At 68.0% G+C, this 20437-nt stretch carries 21 protein-coding genes; 6 read left to right on the forward strand and 15 right to left on the reverse strand.

Annotated features, from left to right (window positions below; translation table 11 throughout):
• Positions 1-122 precede the first annotated feature (122 nt).
• Entirely contained in the window at positions 123-3098 is a 2976-nt protein-coding gene (locus Q9R17_RS15205; protein ID WP_308155435.1) for a ligand-binding sensor domain-containing diguanylate cyclase, read from the forward strand.
• A gap of 149 nt (positions 3099-3247) precedes the next feature.
• Here the strand turns inward: Q9R17_RS15205 and rnt are convergent, their stop codons facing one another.
• From rnt to pstS (Q9R17_RS15260), 11 genes are all read right to left on the reverse strand, one after another.
• Positions 3248-3832, reverse strand: a complete 585-nt coding sequence (gene rnt / locus Q9R17_RS15210) for a ribonuclease T (protein ID WP_308155436.1) — start codon at positions 3830-3832, stop codon at positions 3248-3250.
• A gap of 157 nt (positions 3833-3989) precedes the next feature.
• The gene (locus Q9R17_RS15215; RefSeq protein WP_308155437.1) at positions 3990-4520 is read right to left on the reverse strand and encodes a DoxX family protein; all 531 of its coding nucleotides are present in this window, start codon (positions 4518-4520) and stop codon (positions 3990-3992) included.
• A 26-nt stretch (positions 4521-4546) separates the two neighbouring features.
• The gene (locus Q9R17_RS15220) at positions 4547-5302 is read right to left on the reverse strand and encodes a putative DNA-binding domain-containing protein (RefSeq protein ID WP_308155438.1); all 756 of its coding nucleotides are present in this window, start codon (positions 5300-5302) and stop codon (positions 4547-4549) included.
• Positions 5295-6101, reverse strand: a complete 807-nt coding sequence (locus Q9R17_RS15225; protein ID WP_308158354.1) for a DUF692 domain-containing protein — start codon at positions 6099-6101, stop codon at positions 5295-5297. Before Q9R17_RS15225 ends, Q9R17_RS15220 begins: the two co-directional genes overlap by 8 nt.
• 55 nt (positions 6102-6156) lie before the next feature.
• Positions 6157-6534: a hypothetical protein gene (locus tag Q9R17_RS15230; RefSeq protein WP_308155439.1), complete on the reverse strand. Its 378-nt coding sequence runs from the start codon at positions 6532-6534 to the stop codon at positions 6157-6159.
• Positions 6535-6731: 197 nt separating this feature from the next.
• Complete coding sequence (gene phoU, locus Q9R17_RS15235; RefSeq protein ID WP_308155440.1) at positions 6732-7439, reverse strand: phosphate signaling complex protein PhoU; 708 nt, start codon at positions 7437-7439, stop codon at positions 6732-6734.
• Between the two features lie 65 nt (positions 7440-7504).
• Complete coding sequence (gene pstB, locus Q9R17_RS15240) at positions 7505-8335, reverse strand: phosphate ABC transporter ATP-binding protein PstB (RefSeq protein WP_308158355.1); 831 nt, start codon at positions 8333-8335, stop codon at positions 7505-7507.
• 19 nt (positions 8336-8354) lie between these two features.
• On the reverse strand, positions 8355-9218 hold the full coding sequence (gene pstA, locus Q9R17_RS15245; protein WP_308155441.1) for a phosphate ABC transporter permease PstA: 864 nt from the start codon (positions 9216-9218) through the stop codon (positions 8355-8357).
• Positions 9218-10186: a phosphate ABC transporter permease subunit PstC gene (gene pstC / locus Q9R17_RS15250; RefSeq protein WP_308155442.1), complete on the reverse strand. Its 969-nt coding sequence runs from the start codon at positions 10184-10186 to the stop codon at positions 9218-9220. The genes pstA and pstC overlap by 1 nt, the downstream gene beginning before the upstream one ends.
• 82 nt (positions 10187-10268) lie before the next feature.
• Positions 10269-11357, reverse strand: a complete 1089-nt coding sequence (gene pstS / locus Q9R17_RS15255; RefSeq protein WP_308155443.1) for a phosphate ABC transporter substrate-binding protein PstS — start codon at positions 11355-11357, stop codon at positions 10269-10271.
• 302 nt (positions 11358-11659) lie between these two features.
• Positions 11660-12676 carry a phosphate ABC transporter substrate-binding protein PstS gene (gene pstS, locus Q9R17_RS15260; protein ID WP_308155444.1) on the reverse strand — a complete coding sequence of 339 codons (1017 nt, stop codon included), beginning with the start codon at positions 12674-12676 and terminating at the stop codon, positions 11660-11662.
• 486 nt (positions 12677-13162) lie between these two features.
• Between pstS (Q9R17_RS15260) and Q9R17_RS15265 the strand changes: the two genes are divergently transcribed.
• On the forward strand, positions 13163-14392 hold the full coding sequence (locus tag Q9R17_RS15265) for a porin (protein ID WP_308155445.1): 1230 nt from the start codon (positions 13163-13165) through the stop codon (positions 14390-14392).
• An 84-nt stretch (positions 14393-14476) separates the two neighbouring features.
• Here the strand turns inward: Q9R17_RS15265 and nth are convergent, their stop codons facing one another.
• The 3 genes from nth to Q9R17_RS15280 form a co-directional block, all read right to left on the reverse strand.
• The gene (gene nth, locus Q9R17_RS15270) at positions 14477-15118 is read right to left on the reverse strand and encodes an endonuclease III (RefSeq protein ID WP_308158356.1); all 642 of its coding nucleotides are present in this window, start codon (positions 15116-15118) and stop codon (positions 14477-14479) included.
• Between the two features lie 71 nt (positions 15119-15189).
• Entirely contained in the window at positions 15190-15540 is a 351-nt protein-coding gene (locus Q9R17_RS15275) for a hypothetical protein (RefSeq protein WP_308155446.1), read from the reverse strand.
• A 4-nt stretch (positions 15541-15544) separates the two neighbouring features.
• On the reverse strand, positions 15545-16339 hold the full coding sequence (locus tag Q9R17_RS15280) for an enoyl-CoA hydratase-related protein (RefSeq protein WP_308155447.1): 795 nt from the start codon (positions 16337-16339) through the stop codon (positions 15545-15547).
• Positions 16340-16504: 165 nt separating this feature from the next.
• Between Q9R17_RS15280 and Q9R17_RS15285 the strand changes: the two genes are divergently transcribed.
• From Q9R17_RS15285 to Q9R17_RS15295, 3 genes are all read left to right on the forward strand, one after another.
• Positions 16505-17206, forward strand: a complete 702-nt coding sequence (locus Q9R17_RS15285; RefSeq protein WP_308155448.1) for an FKBP-type peptidyl-prolyl cis-trans isomerase — start codon at positions 16505-16507, stop codon at positions 17204-17206.
• A gap of 169 nt (positions 17207-17375) precedes the next feature.
• Positions 17376-18188, forward strand: a complete 813-nt coding sequence (locus Q9R17_RS15290; protein WP_308155449.1) for a CoA pyrophosphatase — start codon at positions 17376-17378, stop codon at positions 18186-18188.
• Complete coding sequence (locus Q9R17_RS15295; RefSeq protein ID WP_308155450.1) at positions 18185-19090, forward strand: sulfurtransferase; 906 nt, start codon at positions 18185-18187, stop codon at positions 19088-19090. Before Q9R17_RS15290 ends, Q9R17_RS15295 begins: the two co-directional genes overlap by 4 nt.
• 149 nt (positions 19091-19239) lie before the next feature.
• Here the strand turns inward: Q9R17_RS15295 and Q9R17_RS15300 are convergent, their stop codons facing one another.
• Positions 19240-19806, reverse strand: coding sequence for an N-acetylmuramoyl-L-alanine amidase (locus Q9R17_RS15300; RefSeq protein WP_308155451.1), 567 nt, complete (start codon positions 19804-19806; stop codon positions 19240-19242).
• 67 nt (positions 19807-19873) lie between these two features.
• Between Q9R17_RS15300 and Q9R17_RS15305 the strand changes: the two genes are divergently transcribed.
• The gene (locus Q9R17_RS15305; RefSeq protein ID WP_308155452.1) at positions 19874-20401 is read left to right on the forward strand and encodes a hypothetical protein; all 528 of its coding nucleotides are present in this window, start codon (positions 19874-19876) and stop codon (positions 20399-20401) included.
• Positions 20402-20437 lie beyond the last annotated feature (36 nt).

The following is a 20437-nucleotide window of genomic DNA, read 5'->3' on the forward strand; positions in this document are numbered from 1 at the left end:
GATCTCCCCAGCGTCTGCCAGATGAGCCAGCCTGTTCCCGTCGGCGCACACCGTCGGTCTGCATCGCCCCTGTGGCCCTGCCTTGCCGTGGCGGGGCCGCCGCGCGTGCAGCGGTGAGGCGCATGGGCGCAGGCCACGCGGCCAGGGGGCTGCTGCTGTGGCTGCTGCTGGTCCTGGCCGGGCCGCTGCTGGCGCAGGACCGCCCGCCGCCGCTGCGTGACTACGCCATTGATGTGTGGACCTCGCGCAATGGGCTGCCGCACAACTCGCTGCGTGATATCGCACAGACCCCGGAAGGCCACCTGTGGTTCGCCACCTGGGAAGGGCTGGTGCGCTACAACGGCCTGGATTTCACCGTGTTCGACCGCAGTACGCGCCCGGGCCTGCGCGACAACGGCATTGGCGCCCTGCTGGTGGACCGGCAGGGGGGCCTGTGGATCAGCGATTCGCGGGGCAATGTCAGCCGGCGCGGCAGTGATGGCCAATGGCAGGTCTGGGAGCACGCCAGCGGTACACCGCAGGTGCTGATCCAGGCGATGCAGACCGACAGCCGCGGCCGCCTGTGGCTGCTGTATGAAGGCAAGGGCCTGGGCCACCTGGATGCCGATGGCAGCCTGCACTTCGAGCCGCCGCCGGCGGGCGTGCCGATGGCGTTGAGCTTCACCAAGCTGGTGGTCGATGCGCAGGACCGGGTCTGGGTCGGTACCCTGGATGGCCTGGTGGTGCGCGATACCGATGGCGTGCTCAAGCGCGCGCCGGCTGGCTGGGAGCTGGGGAGCGGCCTGGTCTGGCCGTACCGTGCGCCCGATGGCGTGGTGTGGATCGTGGCTGGCGAGCGCCTGTACCGCCTGCAGGACGACCGGCCCGAACTGGTGCACCGGCTGCCGGGGCAGACCCACCTGACATCGATGCTGCAGGACCGCTATGGCGACCTGTGGCTGGGCACCGAGAACCAGGGCCTGCTGCGTGTTTCCAGCCACGGGCTGGAGCGGTTGCCGGCGGGCCTGAACCTGCCCGGGGGGCGGGTGGTGAGCCTGCGCGAGGATGCCGAAGGCAGCATCTGGGTCGGTGCCAACGGGGGCCTGTACCGCCTGCGCGAGACCTTGTTCAGCAGCTACACCCAGCACGATGGGCTCAGCGGCGACTACGTGCGCACCGTGTTCGAAGACCGCGACCGCCAGCTGTGGGTGGGCAGTGCCAGTGGTCTGGACCGGCGCCTGCCGGACGGGCGGTTCGCACCGGTGCCGCTGCATAACAGCGGCGGCAAGCCGCCCTCCGTGCTGAGCCTTGCCCAGGACCGCCAGGGCGATATGTGGGTGGGAACGTTCGGTGATGGCGTGCTGCGGTTGGGCCCGCAGGGCCAGCTGCGGCACGTCTATGGCGCCGCCGAAGGCATGCCGGGGGGCAACATCCGTGCGATCAGCGTCGATGCCGGGGGCGTGGTATGGGCTGGCACGCAGAAAGGCGTGGTGTCCATCGATGCCGGTGGCGTGCACGTGCCGACTACCGCGGGCCTGCCACGGGCGTTGATCACGGCCCTGGCGCACGACCCGGCCGGAGCGCTGTGGATCGGCACCGTGGAGGGGGTACGGGTGCTGCGCGACGGCACCGTGCAGAACATCGATCTGGAGCCGCTGGGGGGCGGGCGCAGTGTCTTCGGTTTCCAGCAGATCGGCGATGCGATGTGGATCAGCAGCGACCGCGGCCTGTACCGCTGGCAGCAGGGGCGGCTGTCGCGCGTCGGGCTGGAGCAGGGCATGCCGGTGGATACCGTGTTCCAGCTGGTGCCGGACCGCCTGGGCAACGTCTGGATCAGCAGCAACCGTGGCGTGCTGCGTACCGACATGGCCGCGCTCAACGATGTGGCCGATGGGCGCGCGCCCCGCATCAGCGTGGAGCGCTACACCGAAATCGATGGCATGGCCAATTCGCAGGCCAACGGCAGCTCGGGCCCCTCGGCGCTGCTGCGCCAGGACGGCACGTTCTGGGTGGTGACCGCCGGTGGCCTGAGCATGGTCGATCCCCTGCGGCTGCAGCATTTCCGTGAGCGCCTGGCACCGCCGGCGGCCATCGAGAGCGTGCAGGTCGATGGCGCGCCGGTGCACTGGGAAGGCAATGACCTCAACCATATTCCCGGCGGGCGCCGGCTGACTGTCAGCTATGTCGGCCTGAGCTACCTGCTCTCGGACCGCATCCGCTACCGCACCCGCCTGGACGGGCTGGATACCGGCTGGGTGGACCGTGGCCTGCAGCGCAGCGTGGAGTTCATCGGCCTGCCCCCGGGCGATTACACCCTGCACGTGGCAGCGGCGCACCCGGGGGGCGAGTGGGGCCACCACGAAGCCGTGTGGCGCTTCACCGTCGAACCGTTCTGGTGGCAGCGGCACAGCGTGCAGGCGTTGGCCGCACTGCTGCTCATCGTCGCGCTGGTGGCGCTGTACCGTTTCCTGCTGACCCGTTACCGGGACAGCAACCTGCGGCTGGCGCAGCGGGTCAAGGAAGCGACCTTCGACCTGCAGACACAGACCGTGAACCTGCAGGCGCTGAACCTGGAAAAGACCGAACTGGCCGAGCGCCTGGCACGGCAGGCGGAAGCCTTTGAGCGGCAGGCGCGCGAAGATGCGCTGACCGGGCTGGCCAATCGCCGTGCGTTCGACGAAGCCCTGGCCCGCGATTTCGCCCGCTCACAGCGCAGCGGCCACCCGTTGTGCCTGGTGGTGCTGGACATCGACCACTTCAAGGACGTCAACGACCGCCACACCCACAGCGTGGGTGACATGGTGCTGGTGCAGGTGGCGCAGCTGCTGGCGTCGGCCTGCCGTGATTCGGACATGCCGGCCCGTACCGGTGGCGAGGAGTTCGCGCTGCTGCTCAACGACACCCGGCTGGAAGAAGCCGCCCAGGTCTGCGCGCGGCTGCGTGGCCTGTTCCATGACCACCCGGACTGGGCGGGCGTGGCGGGCCTGCGGGTGACCTTCAGTGCGGGCCTGGTGGAACTGGATGGCAGTGACCGCACGCCGAAGCTGCTGTACCAGCGCGCCGACCGCGCGCTGTACCGGGCCAAGAGCGATGGCCGCGACCGCACGAGCATCGGATGAGGGCGAGCGCGTGGAATCGCGCAAACGGCATCGCGGCCCGGTGCGGGTGATCCGGTAGATCCACGCCATGCGTGGATGGAAGCGTTCGCGGTGCCGGTTGGTCCGGAGAGCCTGGTAGATCCACGCCATGCGTGGATCCAGCGCCATGCTCACCGTGGCCAGGCGTTGGCGATGGTGCAGAACAGCCGTGCGGTCTGTTCGGTGTCGTACACCGCGCTATGTGCTTCGTTGGCATCCCATCCCAGGCCGGCAGCATTGGCTGCACGTGCCAGCACGGTCTGGCCGTAAGCGATGCCGGCCAGCGTCACCGTGTCGAACACGCTGAAGGGATGGAACGGATTGCGCTTGTGCCCGGTGCGGGCCACGGCGGCGTTGACGAAGCCCAGGTCGAAATGCGCGTTGTGGCCGACCAGGATCGCGCGCTGGCAGCCGTACTTCTTCATCGCCGCGCGTACCGGGGTGAAGATGTGGTCCAGCGCGGCCTTTTCTTCCTTGGCCAGCCGGAACGGGTGGTCCAGGATGATGCCGGTCACTTCCAGTGATTTCGGATCGATCTCCAGCCCTTCCGCCGGCACCACGTGCGCGCTGGCGGTCTGCCCGGGGTAGAGCAGGCCGTTTTCATCCATTTCGATCGGCACGGCCGCGATTTCCAGCAGCGCGTTGCGCTGGCTGTCAAAGCCACCGGTTTCCACGTCCACCACCACCGGCAGGAAGCCGCGGAAGCGTTGTGCCATGGCCCCGTGCGCCGCAGGTACAGCAGGAACGGGGGCGGCGTCGGGGGGCAGGGCAGCATCGGTCATTGCGGCATTCTAGCAGAGGGCGCCAGTGCGCCCGGGGCGCAGGACCCTGCCGGCTGGCAGGATCACCGCGCCACGCCGTGCCGCAGGCGCATCACCGCGGTGCCTGCAGGCCCGGCACCGGAACACTGGCGCCACGGCCGCGCCGTACCAGCAGAGCGTCCAGACTGAGCCGGCCACCGCCCTGCAGCACCAGCGGTACCAGCATGGCCATGAACAGCACCGGCAGCTTGAAGTTGCCAAAGCCCTGATCGGTGATCACATAGCCCATCGCCAGTTCGGACAGGCTGTGCCATTCGGCCGGCCAGTGCACTGCCCAGGTGGCGACCACGGTCAGCACCAGCAGGCTGATGGCGGCAAAGCGCGTGCACAGGCCCAGCAGCAGGCAGGCCGCGCCGCCCAGCTCGAACCAGGTCGCCAGCTGCCAGTTCAATGCCGCCGGCAACTGGTCGAACGGGAAGGGGAAGGCGGCCTGCAGGTCGGCGAACCAGTTCTGCCCATGCAGTTTCTCGCGGCCGGATTCGAAGAATTCCCAGGCCAGCAGTACGCGCAGGCCCAGCGGGGCCAGCCACGGGGCGAACGTATCCAGCCGGCCACGCACGGTGGCCAGGAGCGGCATCTTCATCAGGGGGTCCTTGGGAAAGGGGAGGATCAGCGAGGGGGATCGGCGGCGCCGACCACGCCGTTGTGCAGGAACTGCTGCAGCAGGTCGTGGCCAGCGGCATCGAGGGCACCGGCAGGCAGGCCGTGGGCCTGTGCCAGCTGTTGCAGGTGGACGTGCCCGGTCAGCCCGGGCTGCTGGCCGATCTGCTCCAGCAGATGGGCGGCCAGTGGACTGAGCGTGGCAAAACGCACCTGGCCATCCGGGTCGCGCCGCACCAGCAGGCCGGTCGGTTCATCCGGCGGCTGGGCCGGCGCGTCGTCGCTGCCGAGCCGGTGTACCGGCCAGCGGTACAGCAGCGGCCAGGCCAGCGGGGAGCGCTGCAGGGGCGCGTGCAGCGGGTCCAGCAGGGGCGCGGCCGGCAACGGATCGGCGTCGAGCTGGTACAGCGCGGTTTCCACCCACTCGTAGTGGGCCAGTTCGGCCAGCGCCGGGTGTGGCAGGTCATCCCGTTGCTGCAGCCACTGCACGAACTCGGCCGGCAGTTCGGGGAACAACGGTGTGTGCGCCGGGTGGGTGGCGTAGAAGCGCCGCACCAGCCGTGCCCAGCCGTCCTCGCCCAGCACCTGCACGCAGACCGGGAACGCATTGCCCAGCAGCCCGGCCACGTTGTTGAACAGCAGGCGCCGGTAGACCTCCAGGCGACGGTCATCCAGCCCGGCCGGGGCGGCCACGTTGTCCGGGTCGCGCAGGTGGGCGGTGAAGGCGCGCTGCTGGGCCATCAGGCCGGCCGGCGTGTCAGCCATGGAAGGCCTCCGCGGTGCCCGCCATCAACCGGCGGATGGTGCGCAGTTCGCCCTGCAGCTCGGCATAGGGCGGGAAGTTGAAATCGCGTTCGAGCAGGGTCGGGCGTGCGCCGATGCGGGCATACGTGCGCTGCAGCAGCGACCAGACCGGATCGATGACCGGGCCGCCATGGGTGTCGATCTTCAGGTCCGGTGCTTCGTCCAGGTGCCCGGCCACGTGCAGGCAGACGATGCGCTGGGCCGGCAGCCCGGCGATGAAGGTGTCGGCGTCGTAGCCGTGGTTGCAGGCGTTGACGTAGACGTTGTTGACGTCCAGCAGCAGGTCGCAGTCCGCTTCGGCCAGGACCGCCGTGGTGAAAGCCAGCTCATCCATGTGCGGTTCCGGGGCGAGGTAGTAGGAAACGTTCTCCACCGCGATGCGCCGCCCCAGCACGTCCTGCACGCAGGCGATGCGTGCGGCGGTGTGGCGTACGGCTTCCTCGGTGAACGGGATCGGCAGCAGGTCGTACAGGTGGCCGGCATCGCTGCAGTAGCTCAGGTGCTCGCTGTACAGCGGCACGTGGTGGCGCTGCAGGAACTGGCCGACCTGGGCCAGCAGCTGCGTGTCCAGCGGCGCGCTGCCGCCCAATGACAGCGACAGGCCGTGGCAGGTGAGCGGATGGCGTTCGCTCAGCGCAGCCAGCGCATCACCGGCCGGGCCGCCGATGCCGATCCAGTTTTCCGGCGCGCATTCGAGGAAATCGAAATCGCCGGCCGGCGCATCACGCAGGTCCTGCAGCAGGCCGCGGCGCAGGCCCAGTCCCGCAGCGGCCGCCGGAAGCGGCCGCTGCGAGGGGGCGACGCCGGTCAGGGCGTCAGTGCTTCTCACCGCACTTGCCTTCGGCTGCCTTCTTGTCCGCGCCGGCCTTGCCCTTGTCGGCACCGCACTTGCCTTCGGCGGCCTTGCCCTTGTCGGCGCCGCACTTGCCTTCAGCGGTCTTGCCCTTGTCGGCACCGCACTTGCCTTCGGCACCGGCCTTGGCACCATGCTGGGCGGTCTTGCCCTTGTTGGCACCACACTTGCCTTCGCCACACTTGCCTTCGGCCGACTTGGCCGCTGCGGCCTGGCCGGCCACCAGGTAACCCTGGGCCAGATCGGACATGCTCAGCGCCGAGGCGCTGGCACTGATGCCGAAGCCGGCGGCGAGGGCGGTGGCGGTCAGCAGGGACAGGGTCTTGTTGGAACTGCTCATCGGTCGTACTCCTGGGTGGTGGGCAGCTGCCCGTGGACCGGTTGAAGCACCGGTGGAAACATGGTGCCGCGATCCTACTCAACGAATCCTCACGGGGCCTTCAATTTTCCGTGAGATTCGCCACGCCCCAAAAGGAAAGGCCGTTGCCACAAGGGCAACGGCCTGTCTGGAGTCCACTCCGGTGTTGCGGTGCAATATCAAATGCCGCCGGCCACCGAGGTTTCATCGCGCTTTTCACGCGGCGGCAGCGGTGCCTCGCCATGCACCAGGAACCACACGTTCTCGGCGATGTTGGTGGCATGGTCACCCACGCGCTCCAGGTTCTTGGCCATGAACAGCAGGTGCGTGCAGGGGGTGATGTTGCGCGGGTCTTCCATCATGTAGGTCAGCAGCTCGCGGAACAGCGCGGTGTACTGCGCGTCCAGCAGGGCATCGTCCTGGCGCAGGGCGATGGCCGCTTCGGCGTCGCTGTCACGGTAGGCCTCGATGGCGCGGCGCACCTGCTGCGCGGCCAGGCGGCCCAGCGAGCGCAGGCCCTGGATCTGCGGCAGCGGCGGTACCTTGCCCAGCGCGATCGAACGCTTGGCGACATTGGCGGCATAGTCACCGATGCGCTCGATGTCGGCCGGAATGCGCAGGCCGGCCAGGATCTCGCGCAGGTCACGCGCCATCGGCCCGCGCAGCGCCAGGCGCATCACGTCGTGGCTGATCTGCTGTTCCAGTGCATCGATGGCTTCATCGTTGGCGATGATGCGGTGGGCGGCGTTCTCGTCGCGCTTCTCGATCACGTCCATCGCCGCATCGAGCTGGGCGACGGCCATTTCGCCCATGCGCACGATCTCGGCCACCAGGCGCTGCTGCTCTTCGTCGTAGCTCTTGACGATGTGGTCGTTGGGAAGGTTCATGTTCTGCTATCCGGGTAGAGCCAGGCCAGGCCTGGCTGGGACATGTGGCGGAAGGTCAGCACCGGTCAGCCGAAACGGCCGGTGATGTAATCCTCGGTCTGCTGCTTGTTGGGCTGCGAGAAGATCACTTCGGTACGGTCGTGCTCGATCAGGTCGCCCAGGTACATGAAGGCGGTGTAGTCGGACACGCGCGCGGCCTGCTGCATGTTGTGGGTGACGATGACGATGGTGTACTCGTTCTTCAGTTCTTCCACCAGCTGCTCGATGCGGCTGGTGGAGATCGGGTCCAGCGCCGACGTCGGCTCGTCCAGCAGCAGCACCGATGGGCGCAGGGCCACGGCACGGGCGATGCACAGGCGCTGCTGCTGGCCGCCGGACAGGCCCAGCGCGCTCTGGTTGAGCTTGTCCTTCACTTCGTCCCACAGCGCGCCTTGGCGCAGCGCCTGCTCGACGCGGTCGGCCATGTCCGCCTTGGACAGCTTTTCGTGGTGGCGGATGCCATAGGCCACGTTCTCGAAGATGGTCATCGGGAACGGCACCGGCTTCTGGAACACCATGCCGACCTTGCTGCGCAGGCGGTTCATCGGGTACTTCGGCGAGAGGATGTTCTCCCCGTCGAGCAGCACTTCGCCGCGCGCCTCCAGCTTCGGGTACAGCGCGTAGATGCGGTTGAAGATGCGCAGCAGGGTCGATTTGCCGCACCCGGACGGGCCGATCAGCGCGGTCACGCGCTTTTCCGGAATCTCCAGGTTGATGCCCTTCAGCGCATGGAACTTGTCGTAGTAGAAGTCCAGGCCACGGGCGGCCAGCTTGACCGGCGACGGGGTGGCCAGCGATTCATGGGAGGCCGGCACCGCGATGCGCTGCATCGGCACGGCATTGGAAAGATCGTTCATGGCGATGTCCGCGGAAATGTCAGTCATGGGAGATACGGTTGCGCAGCAGGATGGCGCGGGCGCCGAGGCTGACCAGCAGCACGAACACGGTCAGCACCAGCGCACCGGCCCAGGCCAGCACCTGCCAGGATTCGTAGGGGCTGCCGGCGAACTGGTTCATCACCACCGGCACCGAGGCCATCGGCTGGAAGATGTTGTTGTTCCAGTACTGGTTGCCGAAGGCGGTGAACAGCAGCGGCGCGGTTTCACCGGAAATGCGGGCCAGCGCCAGCAGGATGCCGGTGATGATGCCGGCCGAGGCACTGCGGTACAGCACCTGCACGATCACCTTCCACTGCGGGATGCCCAGCGACAGGGCGGCTTCGCGCATCTGCGAGGGCACCAGGCGCAGCATCTCGTCAGTGGTGCGCACCACCACCGGCAGCACGATGAAGGCCAGCGACAGGGCACCGGCGAAGGCGGAGAAATTGCCGCCGGTCTGCATCACGTACAGCGTGTAGACGAACAGGCCCAGCACGATGGACGGGGCCGACAGCAGGATGTCGTTGACGAAGCGGACCACGGTGCCGGCCTTGCGGGCGTTGCCGTACTCGGCCAGCCAGGTGCCGGCCAGCACCCCCAGCGGGGTGCCGATGCCGATCGCCAGCGCACACATCACCGCGCTGCCGAAGAAGGCATTGGCCAGGCCGCCCTGCTGCATCGGCGGCGGCGTCATCTTGGTGAACAGGTCCAGGTTGATGCCGGCCAGGCCCTTGGCGGCCAGGGTGAACAGGATCCAGCCCAGGAAGAACAGCCCGAACAGCGCGGTGGCGCAGCTGAGCGCAATGGCGATGACGTTGCCGATGCGGCGGCGCAGGTACAGCGAATCAGCGGTGGTGGACATCAGTTGCCCTCCTTGCGGGACAGGCGCAGCAGCATCAAGCGGGCGATGGCGAGCACCACGAAGGTGACGATGAACAGCACGAAGCCGAGCAGCAGCAGGGCCGAGCGGTAGGTTTCGGTGGCTTCACCGAAGTCGTTGGCGATCAGCGCGGCGATGGTGGTGCCCGGTTCCAGCAGCGACGGCGACAGGCGCACGCTGTTGCCGATCACGAAGGCCACGGCCATCGTTTCACCCAGCGCGCGGCCGAGGCCGAGGAAGATGCCGCCGATGACCGCCGAACGGGTATAGGGCAGCACGATGTCCCAGCTCACTTCCCACTTGGTGGACCCCAGCGCATAGGCCGATTCCTTCAGGCGGGTCGGCACGGTCAGGAACACTTCGCGCATCACCGAGGAGATGAACGGAATGACCATGATGGCCAGCACGAAACCGGCGGTGAGCATGCCGATGCCCAGCGGCGGGCCCTGGAACAGCGGGCCGATGATCGGCCATTCGCCCAGGGTTTCATTGAGGAAGGGGGTCACGTACTCGGTCATCACCGGTACCAGCACGAACAGGCCCCACATGCCGTAGATGATGGAGGGAATGCCGGCCAGCAGCTCGATGGCGGTGCCGACCGGGCCACGCAGCCAGCGCGGTGCCACTTCGGTGAGGAAGAAGGCGATGCCGAAGCTGACCGGCACGGCGATGACCATCGCGATGAACGCGGTGACCAGGGTGCCGTAGATCGGGGCGAGGGCGCCGAACTTGTTTTCGACCGGATTCCAGTCGGAAGAGAAGAAGAAGCTCAGGCCCTGCATCTGCAGGGCATGGCGGCCACCCCACAGCATCGACAGTGCGGCGCAGGCCAGGGCGATCAGGACGAAGATGACGGTGCCGACCAGCACCCATCGGAACAGTTTGTCGTTGCGGGCATCACGCGCGTCGCGCGTGGACGGGGCGGCTACAGGCTGGGCGATGGCATTCATGAGGACGGCGGGTCCAGGCTAGGGCAGGGTGAGGCGTTCCACAGGGAGCGGTGCCCGCACGAGGCGGGCACCGGGGTCTGCATCACTTCAGCTCGGTGGCCCAGTAGGCTTCGATCTGCTTGACCAGGTCGGCCGGCAGCGGCACGTAGTGCAGCTCGTTGGCCTGGGCCTGGCCGCTTTCGAAGGCCCACTTGAAGAAGGCGATCGTGTCCTGGTTGCGCTTGGCGTCCTTGGGCTGCTTCTGCATCAGCATGAAGTTGGTCGCGGTGATCGGCCAGGCCTGTTCGCCCGGGGCATTGGTGATGACCAGGTTGAAGTCCTTGGCGTTGGCCCAGTCGGCGCTGGCGGCCGCGGCGGCGAAGGTGTCCGCGCTCGGCTGTACCCAGGTGCCGGCCGCGTTCTGCAGCGCGGTGTACGGCATGTTGTTCTGCAGGGCATAGGCCAGTTCGACATAGCCGATCGAGCCCTTGATCTGCTTCACGTACGAGGCCACGCCTTCATTGCCCTTGCCACCGACGCCGTCCGGCCACTGCACCGACGTGCCTTCGCCGACCTTGGCCTTCCACTCCGGGTTCACCTTGGACAGGTAGTTGGAGAAGTTGAAGGTGGTGCCCGAACCATCGGAGCGGTGCACCAGGGTGATCTTGCCATCGGGCAGCTTCACGCCCGGGTTGGCCGCGGCGATGGCCGGGTCGTTCCAGGTCTTGACCTTGCCCAGGAAGATGTCGCCCAGCAGCGCGCCGGTCAGGCGCAGCTTGCCGGCTTCCAGGCCGTCGATGTTGACCACCGGCACCACGCCGCCGATGGCCGACGGGAACTGGGCCAGGCCCGCCTGGGCCAGCTCTTCGCTGCCCAGCGGCTTGTCGGAGGAACCGAAATCGACCGTGCCGGCCTTGATCTGGGCGATGCCGCCGCCGGAACCGATGGACTGGTAGTTGATCTTGGCGCCGGTGGCGGTGTTGTAGTCGGCCGACCACTTGGACACCAGCGGGAAGATGAACGAGGCGCCAGCGCCGGAGACTTCAGCGGTGACCTTGGCGCCGGCCTGGGCCGGCGCTGCCGCCGCATCGGCTGCCGGCTGCTGGGCGGCCTGCTTGTCGCCACCGCAGGCCGACAGGCCCAGGGCGATGGCCAGGGAAAGGGCGGCGAGGCCGGCCGAGTGCAGTTTCATGCGTCACTCCATAGCGGGGAAGTACCGGCGTCGCCGGCGGATGCGGCTATGAAATGATGTTTTTGTTACAGCCGTATGACGTCCATGACAGCAGTGCCGTGGATCACGTTTCCATCCAGGTTCCACGGGCTTCCCGCCACGCTCGGCAAGGTGCTGGCGGGGGTTGGCCGGGGCTGGCGGCCGCAGGCCCGGGGCCGCCGGGCCGCAACGCAGAAGGGCGCGGCACCCGTGAAGGGTTCCGCGCCCCGAGGGCCGGCGGGGGAGAGAGTCCCGCCGGCCCCGTGCCCGTTGTGCCGGGTGGCTTACTTCAGGTTCTGCGACCAGTAGGTTTCGATCTGCTTGACCAGCGAGTCCGGCAGCGGCACGTAATCCAGCTGCTTGGCCTGCGCACCGCCGCTCTTGTAGACCCAGCGGAAGAAGTCCTGGGTCGCCTTGCCGTTGGCGGCGTTCTTCGGCTTTTTGTGCACCAGGATGAAGTTGGTGGCGGTGATCGGCCAGGACTCGGCGCCCGGGGCGTTGGTCATGACCAGGTAGAAGTCCTTGGCACCGGCCCAGTCGGCGCTGGCGGCGGCGGCGGCGAAGGACGCATCGCTCGGCTGCACGATCTTGCCGGCGGCGTTCTTCATCGCGGTGTACGACAGCTTGTTCTGCAGCGCGTAGGACAGTTCGACGTAGCCGATGCCGCCCTTGATCTGCTTCACGTAGGCGGCCACGCCTTCGTTGCCCTTGCCGCCGATGCCGGCCGGCCACTGCACCGAGGTGCCTTCACCGACCGAGCTCTTCCACTCCGGGCTGACCTTGGACAGGTAGTTGACGAAGTTGAAGGTGGTACCCGAGCCGTCCGAGCGGTGCACGACGGTGATCTTGGCGTCCGGCAGCTTCAGGCCCGGGTTCAGGCCGGCGATGGCCGGATCGTTCCAAGTCTTGATCTTGCCCAGGAAGATGTTGGCCAGCACGGTGCCGTCCAGCTTCAGCGCGCCCGGGGCGATGCCGGCCACGTTGATCACCGGCACCACGCCGCCGATGACCGACGGGAACTGGGCCAGGCCCGAAGCGGCCAGTTCTTCCGGCTTCAGCGGGGCATCGGAGGAGCCGAAGTCCACGGTCTTCGCCTTGATCTGGGCAATGCCGCCGCCCGAACCGATCGACTGGTAGTTCACCTTGTTGCTGGTGGCGGCGTTGTAGTCGGCCGACCACTTGGACATCACCGGGTAGATGAACGATGCGCCGGCGCCGGTGATTTCTGCGGCATTGGCGGCAAACGCGGTGGACGCGGCGAAGACGGCAATGGCGATGCGCGACTTGAAGGAACGGATCACGGAGTGGCTCCTGGGTTGATGAAGGTGCGGGGTTCCCGCCCGGCGCACATTCCATAACGGTTCGATGACAGCGCAAGGTCCGTTGTATGACGCGATCGTGACAGCGCCTTCGTGACGTGCTTCACCGGTTGTCATGCCTGCGCAACGTGCCGTAGGCACCGTCGGTGGCGCCTGTCGATGCCGCCGCAGCGGGGGGCGGCATCGGCAGGCACCGGGATTTCCCCCGGGGGGATCCCGCGCGCCCTGCCCGTGCATGCCGATACCGCGCGATACACGACGATGCCGCTGCGGCAGGTGCCGATACACCCGACATATGAATTTACGACGTGGCGATGACCGGCAGACGAAATCTGCCTGCGGTCTCCATGTTGTCACCGTGCTGTCGCCTGACTGTCATGGTTTTAACGGAACGTTCGCAAAACGCTTGACCGGGCCCCCGGCGCGGCGTTCTGCCCAAGCCATTCCAACCCTCTGGAGAGATCCAAAATGCGTTCCCATTTGCTCGCCGCCGCGGTTGTTGCAAGCCTCGGTCTGGTTTCCGCCGACGCCTTCGCAGCCCCCGCCAGCACGGGCGTATCCCAGGCACAGCTGCAGCAGCTGCAGGCCCAGATCGCGGCGCTGCAGGCCCAGGTACAGCAGTTGCAGAACGATTCGCAGGCGCTGCAGGCGCAGTCCGACGCGCAGTCCGAAGTGAACATCACCCAGGCCCAGGCCCTGGAAGGTGCGCAGAAGACCCAGACCAGCGTGGACAAGCTGGCCAAGCTGGTCAATGACAACAAGATCGGCGGTCGCATGTTCTTCGACCTGACCAACATCGACAAGACCAGCAACGGCAAGGACACCGCCGCCAGCGGCAACGGCCTGGACGTCAAGCGCTTCTACCTCACCGTCGACCACAAGTTCAATGACATCTGGTCGGCCAACCTGACCACCGATTTCCAGTACAGCTCGGCGATCGGCAACACCGAACTGTTCGTCAAGAAGGCCTACGTACAGGGCAGCTTCAACCCGGCCTTCAACCTGCGCGTCGGTGCGGCCGACATGCCGTGGATCCCGTACGTGGAGAAGTTCTACGGCATGCGCTATGTCGAGAACACCCTGACCGACCGCCTGAAGTACGGCAACTCCTCCGACTGGGGTGTGCATGGCTTCGGCAACCTGGGCAGCGACTTCAACTATGCCGTGTCCGTCGTCAGCGGCAACGGCTACAAGAACCCGACCCGCAGCAAGGGCATGGACGTGGAAGGCCGCGTGGCCTACACCCCGAACGAGAACTTCGTGGTCGCCGTCGGTGGCTACAGCGGCAAGCTGGGCAAGGAAACCGACATCCTCGACGCGCAGAACACCTATACCCGCGCCGATGCGATGGTGGCCTACGCCGACAGCAACTTCCGCCTGGGCGGTGAGTACTTCCAGGCCAAGAACCTCAACAACGTGCTGACCGTGGCCACCGACAAGACCAGCGGCTGGTCGGTCTGGGGCAGCGTGCGCGTGACCGACGGTGGCATCAACGTGTTCGGTCGTTACGATGACACCGACGTCAGCAAGACCCTGGACCCGACCCTGAGCGACAAGTACTGGAACGTCGGCGTCGAGTTCCCGGTCATGAAGAACCTGAAGCTGTCCACGGTGTACAAGTACACGCACCTGGCCAATGCGGCCACCAAGGACGACAAGACCAAGGAATTCGGCGTCTGGGGCGACCTGTCGTTCTGATCCGCGGTCGTACCACGTTTGATGCAGTACCGGCGGCGGGCCCTGTGCCCGCCGTCGCTGTTTCCGCAGGTGCCGGCAGCGGTGTCAGTCTGCGGCCGGGGTCTTGTCCGCGAAGCGGCACAGGTCGGCCACCACGCAGCCCGGGCAATCCGGCTTGCGCGCCTTGCACACATAACGCCCGTGCAGGATCAGCCAATGGTGCGCATCCAGCAGGAATTCGGCCGGGATGGCCTTGAGCAGCCCGTCCTCGACCTCGCGCACGTTCTTGCCCGGCGCCAGCCCGGTGCGGTTGGACACGCGGAAGATATGCGTGTCCACCGCCATCGCCGGCTCGCCGAAGGCGGTGTTGAGCACCACGTTGGCGGTCTTGCGTCCCACGCCGGGCAGCGCCTCCAGCGCTTCGCGATCGCGCGGCACCTCACCGCCATGGCGCTCCAGCAGCAGGGCGCAGGTGGCGATCACGTTCTTTGCCTTGGCGTTGAACAGGCCGATGGTGGCGATGTAGCGCTTCAGTCCGTCCTCGCCCAGGGCCAGGATCGCCGCCGGCGTGTTGGCGACCGGGAACAGGCGACGGGTGGCCTTGTTGACGCCCACATCGGTGGCCTGCGCCGACAGCGTTACCGCCACCAGCAGCTCGAACGGGGTGCTGTATTCCAGTTCGGTCCTGGGGTGCGGGTTGAGTTCGCGCAGGCGGGTGAACATCTCCACCACGTCCGCGCGCGGCATGCGTGCCACCCGGCGTGCACGGGGCTTGGCCGCAGCGGTGCCGGCGGCCTTTTTCTTCGTTGCCGTGGCCATCAGCTGTCCCTGCCGGCGGCGCGGGCCTTGGCCCGGGCCAGGATGGCGGCAGCGGCGGGGGGCAGTGCCGCCGGCGGGCCGCCGCGTACCGGGGCCGGGGCGCGGCGCGCATCACGCTCGGCCTCACGGCGGGCCAGGCGCACCGCGCGCGCGCGATAGCGCTCGCGGGCCTGCCAGGCGCGCTGCAGCTGCAGCTGCGCCTGCAGCAGGCACTGCACCTGCGCGCTGGACAGGGCAGGGCGGGCGTCGTCGCTGGCGCGGTACTCCATCAGGCCGGCCTGCAGGGCACCATCGAGGTCGTCTGCCTGGACCCGCGCGAGCAGTTCGGCGGGGTTGGGTCGAGTGGCCATCGGCTCAGCGGTTCTGGAAGGTGGCGGGGCGGCGCTGCAGGAAGGCGCTGGTGCCCTCGCGCATGTCCTCGGTGGCGAACAGCAGGCCGAACTGTGCACTCTCGTATTCCAGGCCGGCATCCAGGCTGCATTCGCCACCGACGTGGACCGCATCGAGCAGGCCGCGCAGCGCCAGCGGTGCCGACCGCGCCAACTGCGCGGCAATGTCGCCGACGCGGGCGTCCAGCGCATCGGCCGGAACGACGTCGTTGACGATGCCCAGCTGCAGTGCACGCTCGGCCGTGATCGGCGCGCCCAGCAGGCACAGCTCCAGCGTGGCCGCGCGGCCGCACAGGCGCAGCAGGCGCTGGCTGCCGCCGAATCCGGGGATCAGGCCCAGGTTGATTTCCGGCTGGCCGACCTTGGCGGTATCGGCGGCGATGCGCAGGTGGCAGGCCATGGCCAGTTCCAGGCCACCGCCGAGGGCGAAACCGTTGATCCGGGCAAGCACGGGCTTGGGCATGCGTTCGATCCGGCACATCAGCGCCTGGCCCAGCAGGGAGAAATCACGTCCCTGAACGGCGCTCAGGCCGTTCATTTCCGCGATGTCCGCGCCGGCCACGAACGCCTTCGGGCCGGCACCGGTGAGCACCACCACGCGCACGGCCGGGTCGGCGGCGGCGGCCTCGAAGGCATCGGCCAGCGCCTGCAGGGTCGCGGCGTTGAGCGCGTTGAGCTTGTCCGGGCGCTGGACGGTCACGGTGCGCACGGCACCGTCGTCGGAAACCGAGACAGGGGAGGCGGCAGGGGTGTCGGCCACGGAAGCTCCTGGAACGTTAAAAATAAGTGATATTGAACTCTGGGAACGCCCGCCGGTCTTAGCGTGCGTCGTTAGTAGCGGTCTGACGTTGCGGCGGCTATCCTAACCCGTCGCCTCAGGGCGGCGCAGAACGTCCCTGAGTTACCACCCCTGGAGATAAGTTTGATGAAGTTGCGTTCTATCGCGGTCGCCGTCGCGGCCCTGGCCCTGACGGGCAATGCCTTCGCCCAGGACGTTTCGTCCGAAAAGGGCAAGCTGAGCTACTACTTCGGTTACGACTACGGCAACAACCTGGCGGAGCTGACCGGTCGCGGTGAGCAGCTGGACATCAACTCGGTGGTCAAGGGCCTGCAGGATGCCTACGCCAAGAAGCAGCCGGCGATCACCGCCGAGCAGCTGAAGCCGGCCGTGGAAGCTTTCCAGAAGCGTGAGCAGGGCCGTGCCCAGGCGGCGAAGGCCGAATACGACAAGGCTGCTGCCGACAACAAGACCAAGAGCGACCAGTTCATCGCGCAGAACAAGGCCAAGGCCGGCGTGCAGGCGCTGCCGAGCGGCGTCCAGTACCGCGTGATCGAAGCCGGCAAGGGCGCCAAGCCGACCCAGGCCAGCACCGTGCAGCTGGAAGTGGCCGGTCCGTTCCCGTACGGCCAGCGTCCGGAAGAAGCGCGCCCGGCGCAGCAGATTCCGTCGATCAAGGTCAGCGAAGTCGAAATGAAGGCCATGCGCGAGACCCTGCTGCAGATGCCGGCCGGTTCGAAGTGGGAAGTCACCCTGCCGCCGGACCAGGCCTACGGTGCCGACCCGCGCACCCCGTTCCCGCCGAACGTGGCTGTGCAGTTCGAAATCAAGCTGGTCAGCGTCAAGTAATCCAAGCAGTGAAAACAAACGCGCCGGTGGTTTCCACCGGCGCGTTTCTGTTTCCGCAACCCGCCGCCGAGGCAGGCCTTCACCGTCGCAATCGCCCGGCCGCTGCCGCACTGTCGCGCCCACTGTCGCAACCGTCCCCAAGACCGGTCATTCGCGCTACTGTTGCAGGGTGCAAACTACGGAAGAACCCGCGCGTGCTGTGGCAAGTCCCTGCATTGGAGTGTGCCAGCTGGACCGCAACCGGCTGTGTACCGGCTGCGGGCGGCATATCGATGAGATCGCGCGGTGGTCGTCGATGAGCGACAGCGAGCGCCGCCACATCGTCCAGCGCGTGCTGCCCCTGCGCGAGCAGCTCCAGCAGTCGCTGCGCGGCTCGCTGGCCGACCATGACCGCCTGTTGCAGGCCCTGCACCCGCTGGCCCAGCCACCGGCCGGCGACGGCTGGAACCGCAGCGAGCTGATCGACCTGTTGCCCCCTGGCCCGCCGGTGGAAGCGGCGGTGCTGGCCGGCATCGTGCCGCGTGCCGGTGGCGCCCAGGTCATCCTCACCCGGCGTACCGAAACGCTGCGCCAGCACGGTGGCCAGGTCGGCTTCCCCGGTGGCCGTACCGAACCCGGTGATCGCGATGCCCTGGCCGCAGCGCTGCGCGAAAGCCAGGAGGAAATCGCACTGTCCTCGACGCAGGTGCAGCCGCTGGGCTACCTGGACCCGTTCGTGACCATCACCGGCTACCGCGTCACCCCGGTGGTGGCGGTGGTCGATCCGGATTTCGTGGCGGTGCCGCAGCCCAGCGAAGTGGCGGAAGTCTTTGAAGTCCCGCTGGATTACCTGATGTCGCCGGATAGTCTGCGGCAGGTGGAAATCACCCATCGCGGGCGCGTGCGCCACGTGCTGGAGTACGGCTGGCCCGGCCAGCGCATCTGGGGCGCCACCGCCGCCATCCTCTACAACCTGCGCCGCCGCCTGGAGCACGTGCAATGAGCCTGATCGATCCGCCCTGGACCACGCTTGTCGATGTCGCCACGTTGTCGGCGGCGTTGTCGTCGCCTGCACTGCGCGTGGTCGACGCGCGGGCGACGGCCAGCACGGCGGTACGCGTGGTCGATGCCCGGTTCTCGCTGGCCGATGCGCAGGCCGGCAGCGGCCAGTACGCCGCCGGCCATCTGCCGGGCGCGGTGTACGCCGACCTCAACCGCGACCTGGCCGATCTCGACCGCAGTGGCCATGGCCGCCACCCGTTGCCGGACAGCGATGCCTTCGCCGCGACGGTGGGCCGCTGGGGCATCGCCCCGGAAACGCAGGTGGTGGTCTATGACGGCAGTGATGGCAGCATGGCCGCGGCGCGCCTGTGGTGGCTGCTGCGGTTGCTGGGCCATACCCGCGTGGCCGTGCTCGATGGCGGCCTGGCGGCCTGGCAGGCCGCCGGCCAGCCGCTGCAGACCGGTCTGCCGCAGGTGCCGGCCCTGCCGCCGTACCCGGGACGGTTCGACACCGCCCAGGTGGCCAGCGCCGAGGAGATCAGTGCGCGCCTGAAGCATGCCCCGGGCTGGCTGGTCGACGCGCGCGCCGGCGAGCGTTTCCGTGGTGAGGTAGAGCCGCTGGACCCGGTGGCCGGGCATGTGCCCGGCGCAGTGAACCGGCCGTTCGCGCTGAACGTGGCCGCCGGCCGCCTGCGCGATGCGCAGGAACTGCGTGCCGAACTGCAGGCGGTGATCGGTGGCCAGGACCCCGAGCGCGTGGTGCTGATGTGTGGTTCCGGCGTGACCGCCTGCCACCTGCTGCTGGCGATGGAAAGCGCCGGCCTGTCCGGTGCGCGCCTGTACGCCGGTTCGTGGAGCGGCTGGGTCAGCGACAGCAGCCGCCCGGTCGCCACCGGCGCGTGAGCCGCGCGGGGGCGGATCGATTCGACCTTCATCCACGCATGGCGTGGATCTACCGGAAAAGCCGCTTCCGATCGTTTTGACATTCATCCACACCGCCGCGCCAACCCACGACAGCCCGCTTTTGACATTGACGTCGCCCGGCCTGCCGCTCATTCCACCGGCTGCAACGGCACCGCCGCCAGAATGCGTGCCCACGGAAACAGCGGCCCCGGATCACGCTTGCGCGCCACCTGCCGGCCCGGGTCGTCGCTGGCCGGCACCTGCTCCCGGTCCAGCTGGTCATGCCCGGCGATCTGCTGCAACGACGGGTAGCGTGCCACCAGCGCAAGCAGCAGCTGTTCCAGTGCCTGCAGCTGGGCCTCCGGGTACGGCTCGTCCATGGCCTGGTGGCGGCTGTCGAACCAGTCCGGGTAGCGCCCGGTGTTGACCAGTTCGATACCCACCGTATGCGCGTTGAGGCCACGCACGTGGTGGGCCACGCGTTCGGGTGCCACGTACTGCAGCACACTGCCGTCGCGGTCGATGTAGAAGTGGCCGCTGTTGCCGGCGCCGCTGGGGTACAGCACCCGCTCGCCGTACTCGCGGGCCATGGCCAGGTCGGGCAGTTCGGTGCAGTGGATGACCACCATCTGCAGCGCCTCGGCGGCACGTTCGGGCAGCAGGTCGTGGTAGGGCAGGGGCTGGACGTGCAGCCCGGGCAGCGGCAGGGAGGACATGGTGGCGATGCTAGCATTGGCGCATGGACCTTCCTTCTGTTTCCCGCCACCGCGCCGGAGGCCGGGCATGAGCCGCGGCCACTGCATCCTGTCCCACGGCTTTGAAAGCGGCCCGGACGCCACCAAGGTGACCGCGCTGGCCGAGGTGGCGCAGCGCCTGGGCTGGACCCACGAACGCCCCGACTACACCGACCTGGACGCGCTCAGCGCGGTCAGCCGCGTCGGCGACGTGCCGGCGCGCCTGCAGCGCCTGGTCGAGCGCGCGGCCGCCGCAGCGGCGCAGGGCCCGGTGGTGCTGGCCGGCTCCAGCCTGGGCGCCTACATCTCGGCCATCGCCTCGCTGCAGGTGCCGGTGGCCGGGCTGTTCCTGATGGTGCCGCCCACCACCATGGGCCCGATGCCGGCCCTGGAGGTCGCCCGGGTGCCCACCAGCATCGTCCATGCCTGGCATGACGAACTGATCCCGGCCGCCGATGTCATCGCCTGGGCGCAGCAGCGCTCGCTGCCGCTGCTGCTGGTGGACGATGGCCACCGCCTGTCCAACCACGTGGACGCCTCCGCACAGGCCTTCGCGCAGCTGCTGCAGCGCCTGTGAGGCCCTGATCGGGCCCGGCCTGCACGGCAGGCCGGC

It is taken from the genome of Stenotrophomonas sp. 24(2023) (assembly GCF_030913365.1).
GTDB lineage: Bacteria > Pseudomonadota > Gammaproteobacteria > Xanthomonadales > Xanthomonadaceae > Stenotrophomonas.

Coding starts and splice junctions, on each gene's coding strand:
- Q9R17_RS15205 (WP_308155435.1), top strand. CDS start 123: ATGGGCGCAGGCCACGCGGCCAGGGGGCTGCTGCTGTGGCTGCTGCTG.
- rnt (WP_308155436.1), bottom strand. CDS start 3,832: ATGGCACAACGCTTCCGCGGCTTCCTGCCGGTGGTGGTGGACGTGGAA.
- Q9R17_RS15215 (WP_308155437.1), bottom strand. CDS start 4,520: ATGAAGATGCCGCTCCTGGCCACCGTGCGTGGCCGGCTGGATACGTTC.
- Q9R17_RS15220 (WP_308155438.1), bottom strand. CDS start 5,302: ATGGCTGACACGCCGGCCGGCCTGATGGCCCAGCAGCGCGCCTTCACC.
- Q9R17_RS15230 (WP_308155439.1), bottom strand. CDS start 6,534: ATGAGCAGTTCCAACAAGACCCTGTCCCTGCTGACCGCCACCGCCCTC.
- phoU (WP_308155440.1), bottom strand. CDS start 7,439: ATGAACCTTCCCAACGACCACATCGTCAAGAGCTACGACGAAGAGCAG.
- pstB (WP_308158355.1), bottom strand. CDS start 8,335: ATGAACGATCTTTCCAATGCCGTGCCGATGCAGCGCATCGCGGTGCCG.
- pstA (WP_308155441.1), bottom strand. CDS start 9,218: ATGTCCACCACCGCTGATTCGCTGTACCTGCGCCGCCGCATCGGCAAC.
- pstC (WP_308155442.1), bottom strand. CDS start 10,186: ATGAATGCCATCGCCCAGCCTGTAGCCGCCCCGTCCACGCGCGACGCG.
- pstS (WP_308155443.1), bottom strand. CDS start 11,357: ATGAAACTGCACTCGGCCGGCCTCGCCGCCCTTTCCCTGGCCATCGCC.
- Q9R17_RS15265 (WP_308155445.1), top strand. CDS start 13,163: ATGCGTTCCCATTTGCTCGCCGCCGCGGTTGTTGCAAGCCTCGGTCTG.
- nth (WP_308158356.1), bottom strand. CDS start 15,118: ATGCCGCGCGCGGACGTGGTGGAGATGTTCACCCGCCTGCGCGAACTC.
- Q9R17_RS15275 (WP_308155446.1), bottom strand. CDS start 15,540: ATGGCCACTCGACCCAACCCCGCCGAACTGCTCGCGCGGGTCCAGGCA.
- Q9R17_RS15285 (WP_308155448.1), top strand. CDS start 16,505: ATGAAGTTGCGTTCTATCGCGGTCGCCGTCGCGGCCCTGGCCCTGACG.
- Q9R17_RS15295 (WP_308155450.1), top strand. CDS start 18,185: ATGAGCCTGATCGATCCGCCCTGGACCACGCTTGTCGATGTCGCCACG.
- Q9R17_RS15300 (WP_308155451.1), bottom strand. CDS start 19,806: ATGTCCTCCCTGCCGCTGCCCGGGCTGCACGTCCAGCCCCTGCCCTAC.
- Q9R17_RS15305 (WP_308155452.1), top strand. CDS start 19,874: ATGAGCCGCGGCCACTGCATCCTGTCCCACGGCTTTGAAAGCGGCCCG.